Source organism: uncultured Tateyamaria sp., assembly GCF_947503045.1.
Taxonomy (GTDB): Bacteria; Pseudomonadota; Alphaproteobacteria; order Rhodobacterales; family Rhodobacteraceae; genus Tateyamaria.
The window spans coordinates 936,549-950,608 of the sequence record NZ_CANNCF010000001.1 but is presented as its reverse complement, the minus strand read 5'-3'; the positions used below and the strand labels follow the sequence as shown (position 1 = coordinate 950,608).

13 protein-coding genes are annotated in these 14,060 nt (G+C 61.8%); 4 read left to right on the top strand and 9 right to left on the bottom strand.

All coding sequences use genetic code 11. The features are described 5' to 3' along the window. Positions 1-27: 27 nt before the first annotated feature. The 9 genes from Q1A89_RS04855 to coxB all read right to left on the bottom strand — a co-directional run bounded on the left by Q1A89_RS04855 (position 28) and on the right by coxB (position 7,521). A complete protein-coding gene (locus Q1A89_RS04855) occupies positions 28-612 on the bottom strand; it encodes a GNAT family protein (RefSeq protein WP_299724474.1) in 585 nt (194 codons plus the stop codon). Then, a complete protein-coding gene (locus Q1A89_RS04850; RefSeq protein WP_299724472.1) occupies positions 612-1,874 on the bottom strand; it encodes a pitrilysin family protein in 1,263 nt (420 codons plus the stop codon). Before Q1A89_RS04850 ends, Q1A89_RS04855 begins: the two co-directional genes overlap by 1 nt. A 10-nt stretch (positions 1,875-1,884) precedes the next feature. Beyond that, complete coding sequence (thrC, locus tag Q1A89_RS04845; RefSeq protein ID WP_299724470.1) at positions 1,885-3,273, bottom strand: threonine synthase; 1,389 nt, start codon at positions 3,271-3,273, stop codon at positions 1,885-1,887. Positions 3,274-3,286: 13 nt separating this feature from the next. Continuing rightward, the gene (locus tag Q1A89_RS04840; protein WP_299724468.1) at positions 3,287-3,964 is read right to left on the bottom strand and encodes an SURF1 family protein; all 678 of its coding nucleotides are present in this window, start codon (positions 3,962-3,964) and stop codon (positions 3,287-3,289) included. An 80-nt stretch (positions 3,965-4,044) separates the two neighbouring features. Next, the gene (locus Q1A89_RS04835; protein ID WP_299724466.1) at positions 4,045-4,899 is read right to left on the bottom strand and encodes a cytochrome c oxidase subunit 3; all 855 of its coding nucleotides are present in this window, start codon (positions 4,897-4,899) and stop codon (positions 4,045-4,047) included. A gap of 12 nt (positions 4,900-4,911) precedes the next feature. Next, positions 4,912-5,487, bottom strand: a complete 576-nt coding sequence (locus Q1A89_RS04830) for a cytochrome c oxidase assembly protein (protein ID WP_299726094.1) — start codon at positions 5,485-5,487, stop codon at positions 4,912-4,914. Next, complete coding sequence (locus tag Q1A89_RS04825; RefSeq protein ID WP_299724464.1) at positions 5,487-5,648, bottom strand: cytochrome C oxidase assembly protein; 162 nt, start codon at positions 5,646-5,648, stop codon at positions 5,487-5,489. Before Q1A89_RS04825 ends, Q1A89_RS04830 begins: the two co-directional genes overlap by 1 nt. Further along, positions 5,645-6,583 (bottom strand): heme o synthase, encoded by a 939-nt coding sequence (locus Q1A89_RS04820; RefSeq protein ID WP_299724462.1) that lies wholly within the window; start codon positions 6,581-6,583, stop codon positions 5,645-5,647. The genes Q1A89_RS04825 and Q1A89_RS04820 overlap by 4 nt, the downstream gene beginning before the upstream one ends. 56 nt (positions 6,584-6,639) lie before the next feature. Continuing rightward, the gene (gene coxB / locus Q1A89_RS04815; protein WP_299724460.1) at positions 6,640-7,521 is read right to left on the bottom strand and encodes a cytochrome c oxidase subunit II; all 882 of its coding nucleotides are present in this window, start codon (positions 7,519-7,521) and stop codon (positions 6,640-6,642) included. A gap of 188 nt (positions 7,522-7,709) precedes the next feature. Between coxB and tldD the strand changes: the two genes are divergently transcribed. The 4 genes from tldD (at position 7,710) to Q1A89_RS04795 (ending at position 14,048) form a co-directional block, all read left to right on the top strand. Beyond that, the gene (gene tldD / locus Q1A89_RS04810) at positions 7,710-9,131 is read left to right on the top strand and encodes a metalloprotease TldD (RefSeq protein WP_299724458.1); all 1,422 of its coding nucleotides are present in this window, start codon (positions 7,710-7,712) and stop codon (positions 9,129-9,131) included. Positions 9,132-9,379: 248 nt separating this feature from the next. Beyond that, positions 9,380-10,528: a DNA-processing protein DprA gene (dprA, locus tag Q1A89_RS04805; protein WP_299724456.1), complete on the top strand. Its 1,149-nt coding sequence runs from the start codon at positions 9,380-9,382 to the stop codon at positions 10,526-10,528. 98 nt (positions 10,529-10,626) lie between these two features. Beyond that, positions 10,627-13,218 carry a type I DNA topoisomerase gene (gene topA, locus Q1A89_RS04800; RefSeq protein ID WP_299724454.1) on the top strand — a complete coding sequence of 864 codons (2,592 nt, stop codon included), beginning with the start codon at positions 10,627-10,629 and terminating at the stop codon, positions 13,216-13,218. A 134-nt stretch (positions 13,219-13,352) separates the two neighbouring features. Continuing rightward, complete coding sequence (locus tag Q1A89_RS04795) at positions 13,353-14,048, top strand: CoA transferase subunit A (protein ID WP_299724452.1); 696 nt, start codon at positions 13,353-13,355, stop codon at positions 14,046-14,048. The last annotated feature ends 12 nt before the right edge of the window (positions 14,049-14,060 follow it).

Below are 14,060 nucleotides of genomic sequence, written 5' to 3'. Positions count from 1 at the left end.
GTCTTGGCAAAATTCTGTGTGAGAATTTTACCCGGCTTCGGTCCGCCCGCGTCGATCCATGCGCAGGGCTGCATAAAGAACGTGGGTGCGCCAGCGCCCGTCGATCTGCAGATAGCTTTGCGCCACCCCTTCATATTTGAACCCGCAGGTTTCCAGCAAAGCCCGTGAGGCTGCGTTTTCCGGCAGGCAGGCGGCCTCGATCCGGCTGAGGTCAAGGCGGTTGAAGGCGTAGTGTACCACCGACAGGATCGCCTCGCGCATATAGCCTTGCCGCGCATATTGCGCGCCGGTCCAGTACCCAAGCGTGCCCGCCTGTGCAGGGCCGCGCCGGATATTGTCGAGCGTGATCGCCCCCATCAGCGCGTCATCCTTGCGCCGAATCAGGAACAGGGGCAGCGCCGTTCCGGCGGCGACCGAGCGTTGCGCCCAATACACCCGGTTGGTGAAGGCCTTGCGCGTCAGGTGATCGCTGGCCCAGCTCGGCTCCCACGGGGTCAGGTGATCGGCACTGGCCACACGCAGCGCCGTCCATGTGCGAAAATCGGAATGAGACGGCGGGCGCAGCGACATGCGCTCAGTCTCGATCTGCAATTTCCGTTTGGTGAGCAGCATCAGGCGGCGCGGCGCTCCTCTAGGGCATCGCGGCTGGGGGCGGCGTCGACGGGGCCGTAGAGCGCCATGGCCATCGGCGCGCGGCTCGCCATCTGCTCGGCAAAGTCGCGCACGTCCCGCACGGTGATCGCATCAATCAGCGCCACGCTTTCTTCCAGGGGGGGCACCCTGTCCCAGATCTGCACCAGCCGCGCCAGTCGTTCAGCCCTGTTGGACGGGCTTTCAAGACCCATCAGCAGCCCGGCCTTCATCTGTGCGCGCGCCCGGTCAACTTCGGCCTGGCTGATGTCGCCCGCCGCACGCTTCATCTCGTCCACCGTTATGGTGGCGAGATCGCCGATTTGCTCGGCGGAGGTGCCCGCATAGATCGTGGTCATGCCGGTATCGGCATAGGCCCCGGCCTGGGCAAAGATTGTGTAACACAGGCCCCGGTTCTCGCGGATTTCCTGAAACAGGCGCGAGGACATGCCGCCGCCCAGCGCGCTGGCATAGACTTGGGCGGTATAGATCGCATCGTCGCGGTAGCCGGGCGACTCAAAAGCCAGCGCGAAATGCGCCTGTTCGAGCGCCTTGCCCTGACGCACCTCGCCACCCGAAAACCGGGCTGTGTCGGCCACCAGCAAGGGGCGGCGCGGCAAGTGGCCAAAGAACTCTTCGGCCATGCGCACGATGGCGTCGTGATCGACGGCCCCGGCCGCCGACAGGATCATCTGCTCGGGGCCATAGTGTTGATCGACAAAGCGGGACAGGTCCGCGCGATCAAAGGCCGAGACACGTTCGGATGGGCCCAGAATGGTGCGCCCAAGGGGCTGTTCGGGATAGGCCTGTTCCTGCAGCCAATCGAAAATCACATCATCGGGTGTGTCGAGCGCCTGCCCGATTTCCTGCAGGATCACACCCCGCTCGACCTCGATCTCGCTCTCGTCAAAGACGGGGTTCAGCAGAATGTCGGCCAGCACATCCAACGCCAGCGGCACATCGTTTTCCAGAACGCGCACGTAATAGGCGGTCACCTCGCGGCTGGTATAGGCGTTGATATAACCCCCCACGTCCTCGATGGATTCCGCAATCTGCAAGGCAGTGCGCTTTTGCGTGCCCTTGAACGCCATGTGTTCCAGGAAATGCGCGATGCCATTCTGCTCGGTCGCCTCATGGCGCGCGCCTGCGCCGACCCAGATGCCAATCGAGGCCGAGGCGAGGCTGGGCATATGTTCGGTGACGATGCGAAAGCCGTTGGAAAGGGTATGTGTCTGCGTGTTCAATTCGGTGCTCTCATCTGGCGCGGTGGTCTTTGATATGGGCCTTGAGTGCCTCAAGATCATTGGGCACACGGGTCAGCCGTTCGGGCCGTTCATACAGGTCCGCCATGCGCGGGGGAAGAGGGGGGCGGATACCTGTCGCTGCCTCGACCGCATCCGGGAATTTCGCCGGATGGGCGGTGGCGAGCGTGACCATGGGCGTGGCCGGATCAATGTGATCAGCGGCCACGTGAACCCCGACGGCAGAGTGTGGGCACAGCAGCTCACCCGTCTCTTTCAACGTGCGGGTGATGGCGGCACTTGTGTCCGCCTCAGACGCACGGCCAGAGTCAAAGTGATCCTGCAGGGCCTGCATCGCGCCTTGACTCACTTCAAACCCACCAGCCTTCAATTCGTCCATCAGTTGCGCCACCGCCTTGCCGTCGCGCCCATAGGCATCAAACAGGGCACGCTCAAAGTTCGAGCTGACCTGAATGTCCATCGACGGGCTGATCGAGGGTATCGTGTCGCCCTTGTGATAGCCCTGTCCCGACAGCGCGCGGTGCAGGATATCGTTCTGGTTGGTCGCCACAACGAGACGGTCAATGGGCAGGCCCATACGTTTGGCGATGTAACCTGCAAAGATGTCGCCGAAATTGCCCGTGGGCACGGTAAAGCTGACTTTGCGCGTGGGTGCACCCAAAGAGGCAGCGGCAGAGAAGTAGTAGACCACTTGCGCCAGCACCCGCGCCCAGTTGATCGAGTTCACACCTGCCAGTTTGACCCCGTCGCGGAAATCAAAATCGTTGAACATGTCCTTGAGGCGGGCCTGACAGTCGTCGAAATCGCCATCCACAGCCAGTGCGTGCACATTGGATTCGGTAGGCGTCGTCATCTGGCGCCGCTGCACTTCGCTGACGCGGTTGTGCGGGTAGAGGATGAAGACATCGACATTGTCGAGACCCCGGAACGCCTCGATCGCGGCAGAGCCTGTGTCGCCCGAGGTTGCCCCCACGATTGTCACCCGTTCCCCGCGCCGCGCAAGGGCGGTCTGGAACAGCTGACCGATCAGCTGCATCGCAAAATCCTTAAAGGCGAGCGTGGGCCCGTGAAACAGCTCTAGCAGAAAATGCCCCTGATCCAGCTGAACCAGCGGCGCGCGGGCGGCATGACCAAAGCCCGCATAAGCGCGGTTGATGCAGCCGCGGAATTCGGCATCCGTGAACGTATCGCCGACAAAGGGGCGCATCACGGTATAGGCGATCTCTTCGTAAGACTGCCCGCCCATCGCAGCGATGGCGTGGGCGTCCATCTGCGGGATGGTTTCGGGCACGTATAGGCCGCCGTCACGGGCCAGCCCGGTCAGCATCGTGTCCTCAAATGTCAGCGCGGGCGCTTGGCCACGGGTCGAGATATAGCGCATTGGTTCGTCTTTCTCAGCGCAGGCTGCGGCGAGTGCGCAGCAGGAAATAGGTGGTCATGCCCCCCCAGATCACGGCAAGGGAAAACCACGTCAGGGCGTATTGCAGGTGATCGTTCGGAATACCAGCCGTGTCTACGGGCCAGGGCGTCACGCCAAGGTCAATTTCCGGCTCATCACGCAGCACCACCAGCACCGGGGCGGTGTTCAGGGCGGCGGCCATGGCAGATACGTCGCGGGCGAACCAGATGTTTTTTTCCAGATCGGGCGCGGGGGTAAAGCCGTCGATCTCGTTGGGGGCATCAAGGTTGCCGACCAACGTAAGGCGCACCTGTGGTGCGCCCGGCACGTCTTCGCCGTCGCGCAGCCAACCGGTGTCGATCAGGATGCGACCATGGCCCTCGGCCTCGAAGGGTCGGATGATGCGGTAGACGGCGCCGGTGGTCTTGCGCGAGGCCAGAGCGGTCAGGAACGCATCCCCTGCCCCGAAAGTGCCGGTGACAGTCACGGGAGCGTAGCGGCGAAACTCAGGCGCGAGAGCCTCGGCCAGCGGCACCGGGTCGGCGTCGATCTGCGCCTCGATCCGGGCCAGCAGGTCCTGTTTCCACGCCAGCCGCTGGACCTGCCATGTGCCAAGCGCCAGCAAAATACCGACTCCGATCACACCGACAATCAGACCAAACCACAGCCGCATTACGCCTCTCTTGCCTCCGTCAAAATTGAAAAAGCGCGCGGAAACCGCGCGCCTTTGTCTTTCGTTGTCGCCGCTGGGGCTTAGTGCGCGCCGGGCATCTGAGCGACACCCCAGATGTAGACGGCAAAGAACAGGAACAGCCAGACCACGTCCACAAAGTGCCAGTACCAGGCGGCAGCCTCGAACCCGATGTGCTTTTCGGCGGTAAAGTCACCTTTCATCGAGCGCACAAGGCACACGAACAAAAAGATGGTGCCGATGATCACATGCGCGCCGTGAAAGCCGGTGGCCATGAAGAAGGCGGAAAAGAACGTGTCCTCGCCGAACTGCCAGCCCTGATAGAGCAGATAGGAGTATTCATAGGCCTGGAAGAAGGTGAAGAGCAGGCCCAGAACAACGGCAATCGCCAGCCCATTGATCAGGTCCTTGCGCGGTCCGCCATGCACCAGCGCGTGGTGCGCCCATGTGACGGCACAGCCCGACAACAACAGGATCAGCGTGTTGATCAGCGGCAGGTGGAAGGCATCCACGTGGTAAATCTCGGGGCGCACATATGTCGTGCCGACATATTCGCTCATCGGATAGATGCCGTCCTTGAAGAAGGCCCAGAACCACGCGGCAAAGAACATCACTTCGGACATGATGAACAGGATGAACCCATAGCGCAGGCCGATGCGCACGACCGGTGTGTGATCGCCGATCTTGCTTTCGGCCACCACGTCGGCCCACCAGCCGAACATCACATAAAGCACGCCAACAAAGCCCATCAGGAACAGCCAGGGCCCGCTCAGTTCGACGGATTTGAACAGGATGGTCATCCCGCCCGACATCCAGGCCACCGCCCCAAAGAGCATGGCAAAGCCCGCCAGCGCGCCCAAAAGTGGCCATGTCGATGGCGACAGAATGTGGTAGTCGTGATTTTTTGCGTGGGCCATGGGTTGCGTCCCTCAGTTCAGGTTTGTGTCTTCGTCCTTGTCCAGAGCGGCATAGCCCTCCGGCAGGTCGATTTGGTAAAATGTATAGCTGAGCGTGATCGAGTGCACGTATTTTGCGTCCCGGTCTGTCACGATTTCCGGATCGACATAGAAGGTGACGGGCATCTGGACGCGCTCGCCCGGTGCCAGCACCTGCTCTTCAAAGCAGAAACAGTCGATTTTGGAGAAAAAGCCGCCCGCCTCGTATGGGGCGACATTGTAGCTGGCCGACCCTGCGACCGGTTTGTCGGTCGGATTATAGGCCTCATAGAACGCCAACCCGGTCTCGCCGATCCGCAATTCCATTTCGCGCACGACGGGTTTGAACTCCCACGGCATGGAGCGTTCCAGCGAGGCGTCAAAGCGCACCTTGATGGTCTGGTCCAAAATGTCGTCGCTGGCGACTTCGCTCACCCCCGGTGTGCCGCCAAAACCCGTGACCCGGCAGAACCAGTCGTAAAACGGCACCGATGCCCAGGCGAGGCCGCCCATGAACACGACAAGGCTCAGCGTTTGTACAACCGTCTTTGCAGGGCCCGACAGGCGCATCATTGCCCCTCCTCGATCCGCGGCATCTCAAAATCACCGCTGGTGATCTTGACGAAGGTCAGCGCGAGGATCAGCACGACAAAAGCGGCCAGCATCAGGCCAACGCCGATATTGCGGCCCTTGCGGCGCTGGTGGATCTCGTGTTCGGCGCGAATGCTCATGTCCAGATCCCCCATGTGGCGGGCAGCAGGGCCTCGATCAGGATGGCCCCGAAGTGCAGGAACAGGTACCACAGCGACAGGCGGAAAAACGACTTTTCGACCTTGTACTCGTCTGCTTCGGCCTGCGCCTCGGTGCGGCTCCAGATGTCATAGGCACCTTTGAGGAACAGCGCATTCAGCACCAGCGCCGTGGCCAGATAGATCGGGCCGCCAATGCTGGTGAAGGCCGTGCCAACGGCCAGAATGACCAGCGGAACGGTGTAGACAAGGATGTGCTTGCGGGTGGAGGTGCGCCCATGGGTCACGGTCAGCATCGGCACACCGGCATCGTCGTAATCGGATTTCATGAACAGCGCGAGCGCCCAGAAATGGGGCGGCGTCCACATAAAGATCAGGGCAAACATCAGCCATGGCTCGATCGTCATGGATCCGGTCGCGATCACCCAGCCAATGACCGGGGGAAAGGCGCCCGCAGCGCCGCCGATAACGATGTTCTGCGGCGTCGAGCGTTTCAGCCACATCGAATAGATCACGAGGTAGAAAAAGATGGTAAAGGCCAGAAGGAAGGCCGCCAGCAGGTTCGCGCTGAGCGCCAGCATCATCACCGACATACCCGACAGGGCAAAGCCAAGCACCTTGGCCTCGTCCGGCGTGACCTTGCCCGCAGGGATGGGCCGCTTGGCCGTGCGGCGCATCACGCCGTCAATATCGGAATCCCACCACATGTTCAGCGCGCCTGATGCCCCTGCCCCGATGGCGACAAACAGGATCGAGGCAAAGGCGATAACCGGATGCACGCCCACGGGTGCTGCCAGCAGACCGACCACAGCCGTGAACACCACCAGCTGCATCACGCGCGGCTTCATCAGGGCGAAATAATCACCCAAGGATGCCTCGGCCTCTTGTGCTTGGTTCTGAAAACTGACGTCGGTCATATGCACCTGTAGCTCAAGCTGGGGTGTAGGGTGGGGTTGAACCCCACCTTACGGGTTCAGTTCGACGCGACGGTCAGCGTCTTGGGCGTGCCGGCAAACTCGGCCTTGGCGCCTGCCAGCCATTCGGCATAGGCCTCTTCCGAGACAACCTTGACCGTGATCGGCATATAGGCATGGGCAATCCCGCACAGTTCGGAACATTGACCGTAGTAAATGCCCTCTTTTTCGACCTCGAACCACAGTTCAGCCAGACGTCCGGGCACGGCATCCTGTTTCACGCCAAAGGCCGGGATGGTCCATGCATGGATCACATCAGCACCCGTGACCTGAACCACGATGGTCTTGTTCACTGGGATCACCATGGCGTTGTCGGTCGCCAACAGGAAGTCTTCGCGCGAATAGCCCGCCTCGACCAACGCGGCCTCGGTTTCGGGTGTCAGCGAATTGTCACCGCCCGTGGCTGGCGCACCAATCATGTAGGCGTCAAAGGCAAAGCCTTCGTCCACATACTCATAGCCCCAGAACCACTGGTAGCCTGTCGCCTTAATGGTGATGTCGGCCTCTGGAATTTCCTGCTGGTGAAACAGAGTGGGAAGCGAGAAGGCACCGATAAAGACAAGGATCACGATCGGAATCACCGTCCAAGCAATCTCGACCGGCGTGTGGTGCGTGAACGTCGCCGCCTCAGGGTTGCGCTTGCGGTTGAAGCGGATGACCACCCAGGCCAGCAGCGCGCAGACAAAGAGCGTAATGGCGGTGATGATGATCAGGATCATTCCATCCAGCCACTGCAACCGGCGGGCCACTTCGGTGGCGGCGGGCTGAAAGCCCATGGCACCATCCACCGGGCGGCCAATCACTTCAAGCCCATCCTGGGCCCAAGCGGGGGCGGCGGCCAAAGCGGCAAAAACGCCCGATATCGAGAAAAGCTTTTTCATGTCGTCGTCCTGAACTTGTTGGAGCGATCCTGGGGTCCTTGAGAGGGCGAATACGCGCACCGCACTCTCCTCCCGTTGTATTACCGGAACTTACAATCATATCTTGATCGCAAGATAAAGACTTAAGGGGCGCGTCAAACGGACGCTTCGCGCATATTTCGCCCCCCATGAACCCGCAGGAGCCTGCCATGACCGACGCCCCCTTCGCCCCTCTGGACACAGAGGTTGATCGAGACACCGCATTGGACGTGCTGCGCGCCGCCACGGCGGGGGCGGATGATGGCGAGTTGTTTTTCGAACAACGCCGCTCGGAGTCGCTGGTATATGACGATGGCCGCCTGAAAACGGCCAGTTATGATGCCGCCAAGGGCTTTGGCCTGCGCGCCGTGCGCGGCGAAGTGGCAGGCTATGCCCATTCCACCGAGATCAGCGAATCCGCCCTGCGCAGGGCTGCTGAAACCGCGCGATTGGCTGTCGGAAGCGGCGGAGGCACCATGGCCGATGCGCCGAAAGCCACCAATCGCCACCTCTACACCAGCGACGATCCCATCGCCGGAGCCCCCTTTCCGGTAAAGCTCGAGACGCTGAAAGAGGTCGATGCCTACCTGCGCGACCTTGATTCGCGTGTGGTGCAGGTCTCGGCCTCGATCGCCGCGTCGCTGCAGGAGATCGAAATCCTGCGCGCAGATGGGCACACGGTGCGCGATGTGCGCCCGATGAGCCGCCTTAACATCTCGGTCATTGTCGAACAGAACGGGCGGCGCGAAAGCGGCAGTGCAGGTGGCGGGGGCCGTGTTGGCCTTGATGGGCTGATTGATCGCGCCGACTGGCAGGCCAAAGCGCGCGAGGCACTGCGGGTGGCCGTGGTGAACCTTGATGCGGTCCCGGCCCCGGCGGGGGTGATGGACGTGGTGCTTGGCCCCGGCTGGCCCGGCATCCTGCTGCACGAGGCCATCGGGCACGGGCTTGAAGGGGACTTCAACCGCAAGGGCAGCTCGGCCTTTGCCGGGCTCATGGGCCAGCAGATTGCCGCGCGCGGGGTCACCGTGCTCGATGACGGCACAATCCCCGACCGGCGCGGCTCGATCACCGTGGATGACGAAGGGACCCCCTCGGCCAAGAACGTGCTGATCGAGGACGGCGTGCTGGTCGGCTACATGCAGGACCGCCAGAATGCGCGCCTGATGGGCGTGGCGGCCACCGGCAACGGGCGGCGTCAAAGCTATGCGCACGCGCCGATGCCACGCATGACCAACACCTACATGCTGGGCGGCGACGTGGCCCCGGGCGACATCGTGGCTGACCTCAAGGACGGGATCTATGCCGTTGGCTTTGGCGGCGGGCAGGTCGACATCACAAATGGCAAGTTCGTGTTTTCCTGCACCGAGGCCTATCGCGTGCAAAACGGCAAGGTCGGCGCGCCCGTTAACGGGGCGACGCTGATCGGGGACGGGGCGACCGCGCTCAAACACATCCGCGCCATCGGCAATGACATGGCGCTTGATCCCGGCATGGGCAATTGCGGCAAGGCCGGGCAATGGGTGCCGGTGGGTGTGGGCCAGCCCACATTGATGATCGGCGGGCTGACGGTCGGCGGCTCCGCCTCCTGAAGAATCACCTTGAGGGTGAGTCGCGCGAATTTGGTACCGCATGAGGCGATGAGGGCTTTGACCTCCCTATTTTGGGGGAGGTTGGGGCGCCAAATTTGTTCTTGTTCCGTTCCCGCACACAAATCCTGCGCTGAAATACGTCCATGAAAACAACGAACAACGGGTTTGTCTCTCATTGGACAGGATGCGTTCATGCGTTGTTAACCTTGTAAATTCTATAACAAATGCAGCAACGGACGGAGCAACGGATGACTGAAAAGGATACCCATCCTTCTTCCACTCACCCCCCACTCCCACCCACCTCGGAAGATGACCAGTTCTCGTGTCTTCGTCTGTTGCGCTCACGCCGGGTTGGCATTTCGACGTATCAACGTTTGCTGATTGAACACGGCACTGCGCAAAACGCGCTGGCCGCGCTACCGGAGGTAGCGCGCGCCGCCGGCGTCTCGAAATACTCCATTTGCCCCGAAGGCGTCATTTGCGCGGAACTCAAGGCCGGTCGCGCAGCGGGTGCACGCCTCGTGGCCCAAGGCACGCCCGACTACCCTGCCCCGCTGAACGATCTGCGCGACGCACCCCCGTTTTTATGGGTGATCGGTGATCTTGCGTGGTTGCAAAAGCCTGCCATTGCGCTGGTTGGTGCCCGAAATGCCTCGTCGCTGGGGACGCGCATGGCGCGCAAACTGGCCAGTGATCTGGGGGCTGCGGGTTATGTCGTTGTCTCCGGCCTTGCGCGCGGCGTGGATGCCGCCGCCCATCTGGCCGCACTTGAGACAGGCACCATCGCCGTACAAGCCGGAGGGGTCGACACCATCTATCCGGCCGAAAACGCCCAACTTGCCCAGGACATCGCCCAAAAAGGCGCGCGGATCAGTGAACAGCCCATGGGCCTGCAACCCATGGCGCGCCACTTTCCGGCGCGCAATCGGCTGATCTCGGGACTGGCGCAGGCCACCGTGGTCGTCGAGGCGGCGGCCAAGTCGGGCAGTCTGATCACCGCACGGGATGCACTCGATTTGGGCCGCGACGTGCTGGCGGTGCCGGGCCATCCAATGGATTCGCGGGCCTCGGGCTGCAACATGCTGATACGGGATGGGGCGACGCTTGTGCGGGATGCCGCCGATGTGCTCGAAGCGCTGGCCCCCATTGCGCCGCGCGCACCCGAACTGCCGCTGGAGCCTCCCGCGACCCGCCCCAGCGACAGCCGCACATTGCGCGAAACTGCCAATCTGCACGGCCAGATCCTGTCGCGCCTCGGCCCCTCGCCGCTGGCCGAGGATCAGTTGATCCGCGACCTTGGCGCGCCCTCTGCCAGCGTGGCCCCGGTGCTGGTCGAACTGGAGCTTGACGGCAGCATCGATCGCGCCCCCGGTGGCCTGCTGACCCGCGCCAGTTAAAGACACGGGGCTGGGCCCCGTTGACATTCCGCTCTTGCACACCACATCTTGCGCGGCCATAGAGCCCCCAGTTTTCCCGTCAGAGGTTGATCCGTTAAATGCCTGTCGTCGTTGTCGAATCCCCGGCTAAAGCCAAGACAATCAACAAATATCTGGGCGACGACTATACCGTTCTGGCCAGTTACGGGCATGTGCGTGACCTGCCGCCCAAGGACGGATCGGTTGATCCGGACAACGAATTCGACATGCTTTGGGAGGTCGCAAGCGACAGCAAAAAGCACGTCAAGGCCATCGCCGACGCGCTGAAAGAAGACAATGCACTGATCCTCGCAACCGACCCCGACCGCGAGGGCGAGGCGATCAGCTGGCACCTGCAAGAGGCCCTGACCAAGCGCAAATCGATCAAGAAAGACACGCCCGTCAGCCGCGTCACCTTCAACGCTATCACCAAGGCCGCCGTGACCGAGGCCATGGCCAACGCCCGCCAGGTCGACATGCCGCTGGTTGAGGCCTATCTGGCCCGCCGCGCGCTCGATTATCTTGTGGGCTTCAACCTGAGCCCCGTTTTGTGGCGCAAACTGCCCGGCGCGAAATCCGCAGGCCGTGTGCAATCGGTCTGCCTGCGCATCCTGACCGAGCGCGAGATGGAGATCGAGGCGTTCCGCAACCGCGAATACTGGTCGGTCAAGGCTGTTCTGGCCTCCCCCCGAGGGCAGGAATACGAGGCGCGCCTTGTCAGCCTTGCAGGCAAAAAGCTCGACCGCTTTGATCTGGAAAACCAGACGCAGGCCGACATGGCCGTCGCGGCCATCTCCAGCCGCGATCTGAAAATCACTTCTGTCGAGGCCAAGCCGGCTTCGCGCAACCCCTCCGCCCCCTTCATGACCTCGACCCTGCAGCAAGAGGCCAGCCGCAAGTTCGGCATGGGCGCGCGCGCCGCGATGAGCACGGCGCAGCGTCTCTATGAGGCAGGCTACATTACTTATATGCGGACCGACGGCATCGACATGGCCCCCGAGGCCGTCACCGCCGCCCGCGAGGCCATCGCCAGTTTCTATGGCAAGGACTATGTGCCGGACAAACCGCGCATCTACAAAAACAAGGCCAAGAATGCGCAAGAGGCCCACGAATGCGTGCGCCCCACCGATATGACCGTCAAACCTGACGACCTGCCGGTGACGGATGCGGATCAGCGCAAGCTCTATGATCTGATCTGGAAACGCACGCTCGCCAGCCAGATGGAAGGTGCGCGGCTGGAGCGCACCACGGTCGAAATCGGCAGCGCCGACGAACAGGTGAGCTTGCGCGCCACCGGGCAAGTGATCCTGTTTGACGGGTTCCTCAAGGTCTACGAAGAGGGGCGCGATGACGAAGTTGTCGATGACGACGACAAGCGCCTGCCGCAACTGACCCAAGGTGAATCCGCCGAGAAACGCGGCGTGACCCCCGAACAGCACTTTACCCAGCCCCCGCCCCGCTACACCGAGGCGACCCTCGTCAAGCGGATGGAAGAGCTCGGCATTGGCCGCCCCTCGACCTATGCCAGCATCGTCACGACCATTCAGGATCGCGGATATGTGCGCAAGGACCGCAACCGCCTGATCCCCGAGGACAAGGGGCGGCTGGTGATCGCCTTTCTCGAGAACTACTTTCGCCGCTATGTGGGCTATGATTTCACCGCCGATCTTGAGGAACAGCTTGATGACGTGAGCGCGGGCAGCCGCGACTATAAGGATGTGCTCGGCCGGTTCTGGACGGATTTTTCCGCCGCCATTGCCGAAACCTCCGAATTGCGCATCACCGAAGTGCTGGAAAAGATCAACGAGGTGCTGGAACCGCACCTCTTCCCGCCGCTTGAAGACGGGGGCGATCCGCGCCTGTGCCCGAATTGCGGGGCTGGACGGCTGAGCATGCGCACCGCGCGCTCGGGCGGGGCCTTTATCGGCTGCTCGAACTACCCAGAATGCCGCTACACCCGCCCCTTCGGCCCGCCGGACCCAGAGGCCGAGGCCAGCGCCATCCCCCCCGAGGGCAAGCTGCTCGGCGAGGACAATGGCGATGAGATCCGCGTCTTCAAGGGCCGTTTCGGCCCCTATGTGCAGCGCGGCGCCGTCACCGAAGAGAATAAGAAACCCCCGCGCCAGTCGATCCCCAAGGATTGGGCACCGGAGGAATTGGAACTGGACCGCGCCGTCATGCTGCTGTCCCTGCCCCGCGAAATCGGGCCGCACCCTGAGGACGGCATGATGGTCTGGGCCAATATCGGACGCTACGGGCCTTACATCAAACATGCCGAAAGCACGTCGGACCGTGGTGGCACCAATGCCAACCTCGAAGGGATCGACGAGGTCTGGACCGTGGGCATGAACCGCGCCGTGCAACTGCTGGCCGAAAAGCTGGCGAGCCGGGGCGGACGCGGGGCTGCTGCCAAACCGCTGCACGAGTTGGGGGAACACCCCGAGGAGGGCGGACCTGTATCGGTGATGAAGGGCAAATACGGGCCTTACGTCAAATGGGGCAAGGTCAACGCGACCATCCCCAAGGGCACCGAACCCGAAAACGTCACCATGGACATGGCCGTGCAGCTCATCATCGAAAAAGCACCGGCCAAGAAAAAGACCGCCAAAAAGAAGCCCGCAGCCAAAAAGAAACCCGCCAAGAAAAAGACAGCGACCAAAGAGGCATCCTGATCCACACGGCTTGCGAGAAAAATTGTCGCAGTATACCGCCGTGCACCGCCTGTATTCGTTGACTTTATTGCACCCGCCCGTCAGTTATTTTATGAAGAGTGTCAGGCTTCTGCGGAAGTGTCGGGGGAACAGCAATGAAAAAGATTTACGGCTCAGCGGCTGAAGCGCTTGATGGTGTGCTGTTTGATGGCATGTTCATCGCGGCAGGTGGATTTGGCCTGTGCGGCATTCCGGAACTGTTGCTGGACGCGATCAAGGACGCAGGCACCAAGGATCTGACCTTTGCCTCCAACAACGCGGGCGTCGATGATTTCGGCATCGGCATCCTGTTGCAGACGCGCCAGGTCAAGAAAATGATCAGCTCGTATGTGGGCGAAAACGCCGAGTTCATGCGCCAATATCTGTCGGGTGAACTTGAGCTGGAATTCAACCCCCAGGGCACATTGGCCGAGCGTATGCGCGCCGGCGGCTGCGGCATCCCCGGCTTTTATACCAAGACCGGCGTGGGCACCGTGATCGCCGAAGGCAAAGAGCACAAGGAATTCGACGGCCAGACCTATATCCTCGAAAAGGGGATCTTTGCGGATCTCGCCATCGTCAAGGCGTGGAAGGCGGATGCCACCGGCAATCTCGTGTTCCGCAAGACAGCACGCAACTTCAACCCCCCGGCTGCCATGTGCGGCAAGATCTGCATCGCTGAGGTCGAGGAAATCGTGCCGACGGGGTCGCTTGACCCGGATTCGATCCACCTGCCCGGCATCTATGTGCACCGCATCGTGCAGGGCGAACATGAAAAGCGGATCGAACAACGTACAACGCGCGCGGCCTAAAAAGGGAGCAGG

Bases quoted from the DNA above. Each gene is read 5' to 3' on its own strand.
- Q1A89_RS04855 (WP_299724474.1), bottom strand. From the start codon at position 612: ATGCTGCTCACCAAACGGAAATTGCAGATCGAGACTGAGCGCATGTCG.
- thrC (WP_299724470.1), bottom strand. From the start codon at position 3,273: ATGCGCTATATCTCGACCCGTGGCCAAGCGCCCGCGCTGACATTTGAG.
- Q1A89_RS04840 (WP_299724468.1), bottom strand. From the start codon at position 3,964: ATGCGGCTGTGGTTTGGTCTGATTGTCGGTGTGATCGGAGTCGGTATT.
- Q1A89_RS04835 (WP_299724466.1), bottom strand. From the start codon at position 4,899: ATGGCCCACGCAAAAAATCACGACTACCACATTCTGTCGCCATCGACA.
- Q1A89_RS04830 (WP_299726094.1), bottom strand. From the start codon at position 5,487: ATGCGCCTGTCGGGCCCTGCAAAGACGGTTGTACAAACGCTGAGCCTT.
- Q1A89_RS04825 (WP_299724464.1), bottom strand. From the start codon at position 5,648: ATGAGCATTCGCGCCGAACACGAGATCCACCAGCGCCGCAAGGGCCGC.
- Q1A89_RS04820 (WP_299724462.1), bottom strand. From the start codon at position 6,583: ATGACCGACGTCAGTTTTCAGAACCAAGCACAAGAGGCCGAGGCATCC.
- coxB (WP_299724460.1), bottom strand. From the start codon at position 7,521: ATGAAAAAGCTTTTCTCGATATCGGGCGTTTTTGCCGCTTTGGCCGCC.
- tldD (WP_299724458.1), top strand. From the start codon at position 7,710: ATGACCGACGCCCCCTTCGCCCCTCTGGACACAGAGGTTGATCGAGAC.
- dprA (WP_299724456.1), top strand. From the start codon at position 9,380: ATGACTGAAAAGGATACCCATCCTTCTTCCACTCACCCCCCACTCCCA.
- topA (WP_299724454.1), top strand. From the start codon at position 10,627: ATGCCTGTCGTCGTTGTCGAATCCCCGGCTAAAGCCAAGACAATCAAC.
- Q1A89_RS04795 (WP_299724452.1), top strand. From the start codon at position 13,353: ATGAAAAAGATTTACGGCTCAGCGGCTGAAGCGCTTGATGGTGTGCTG.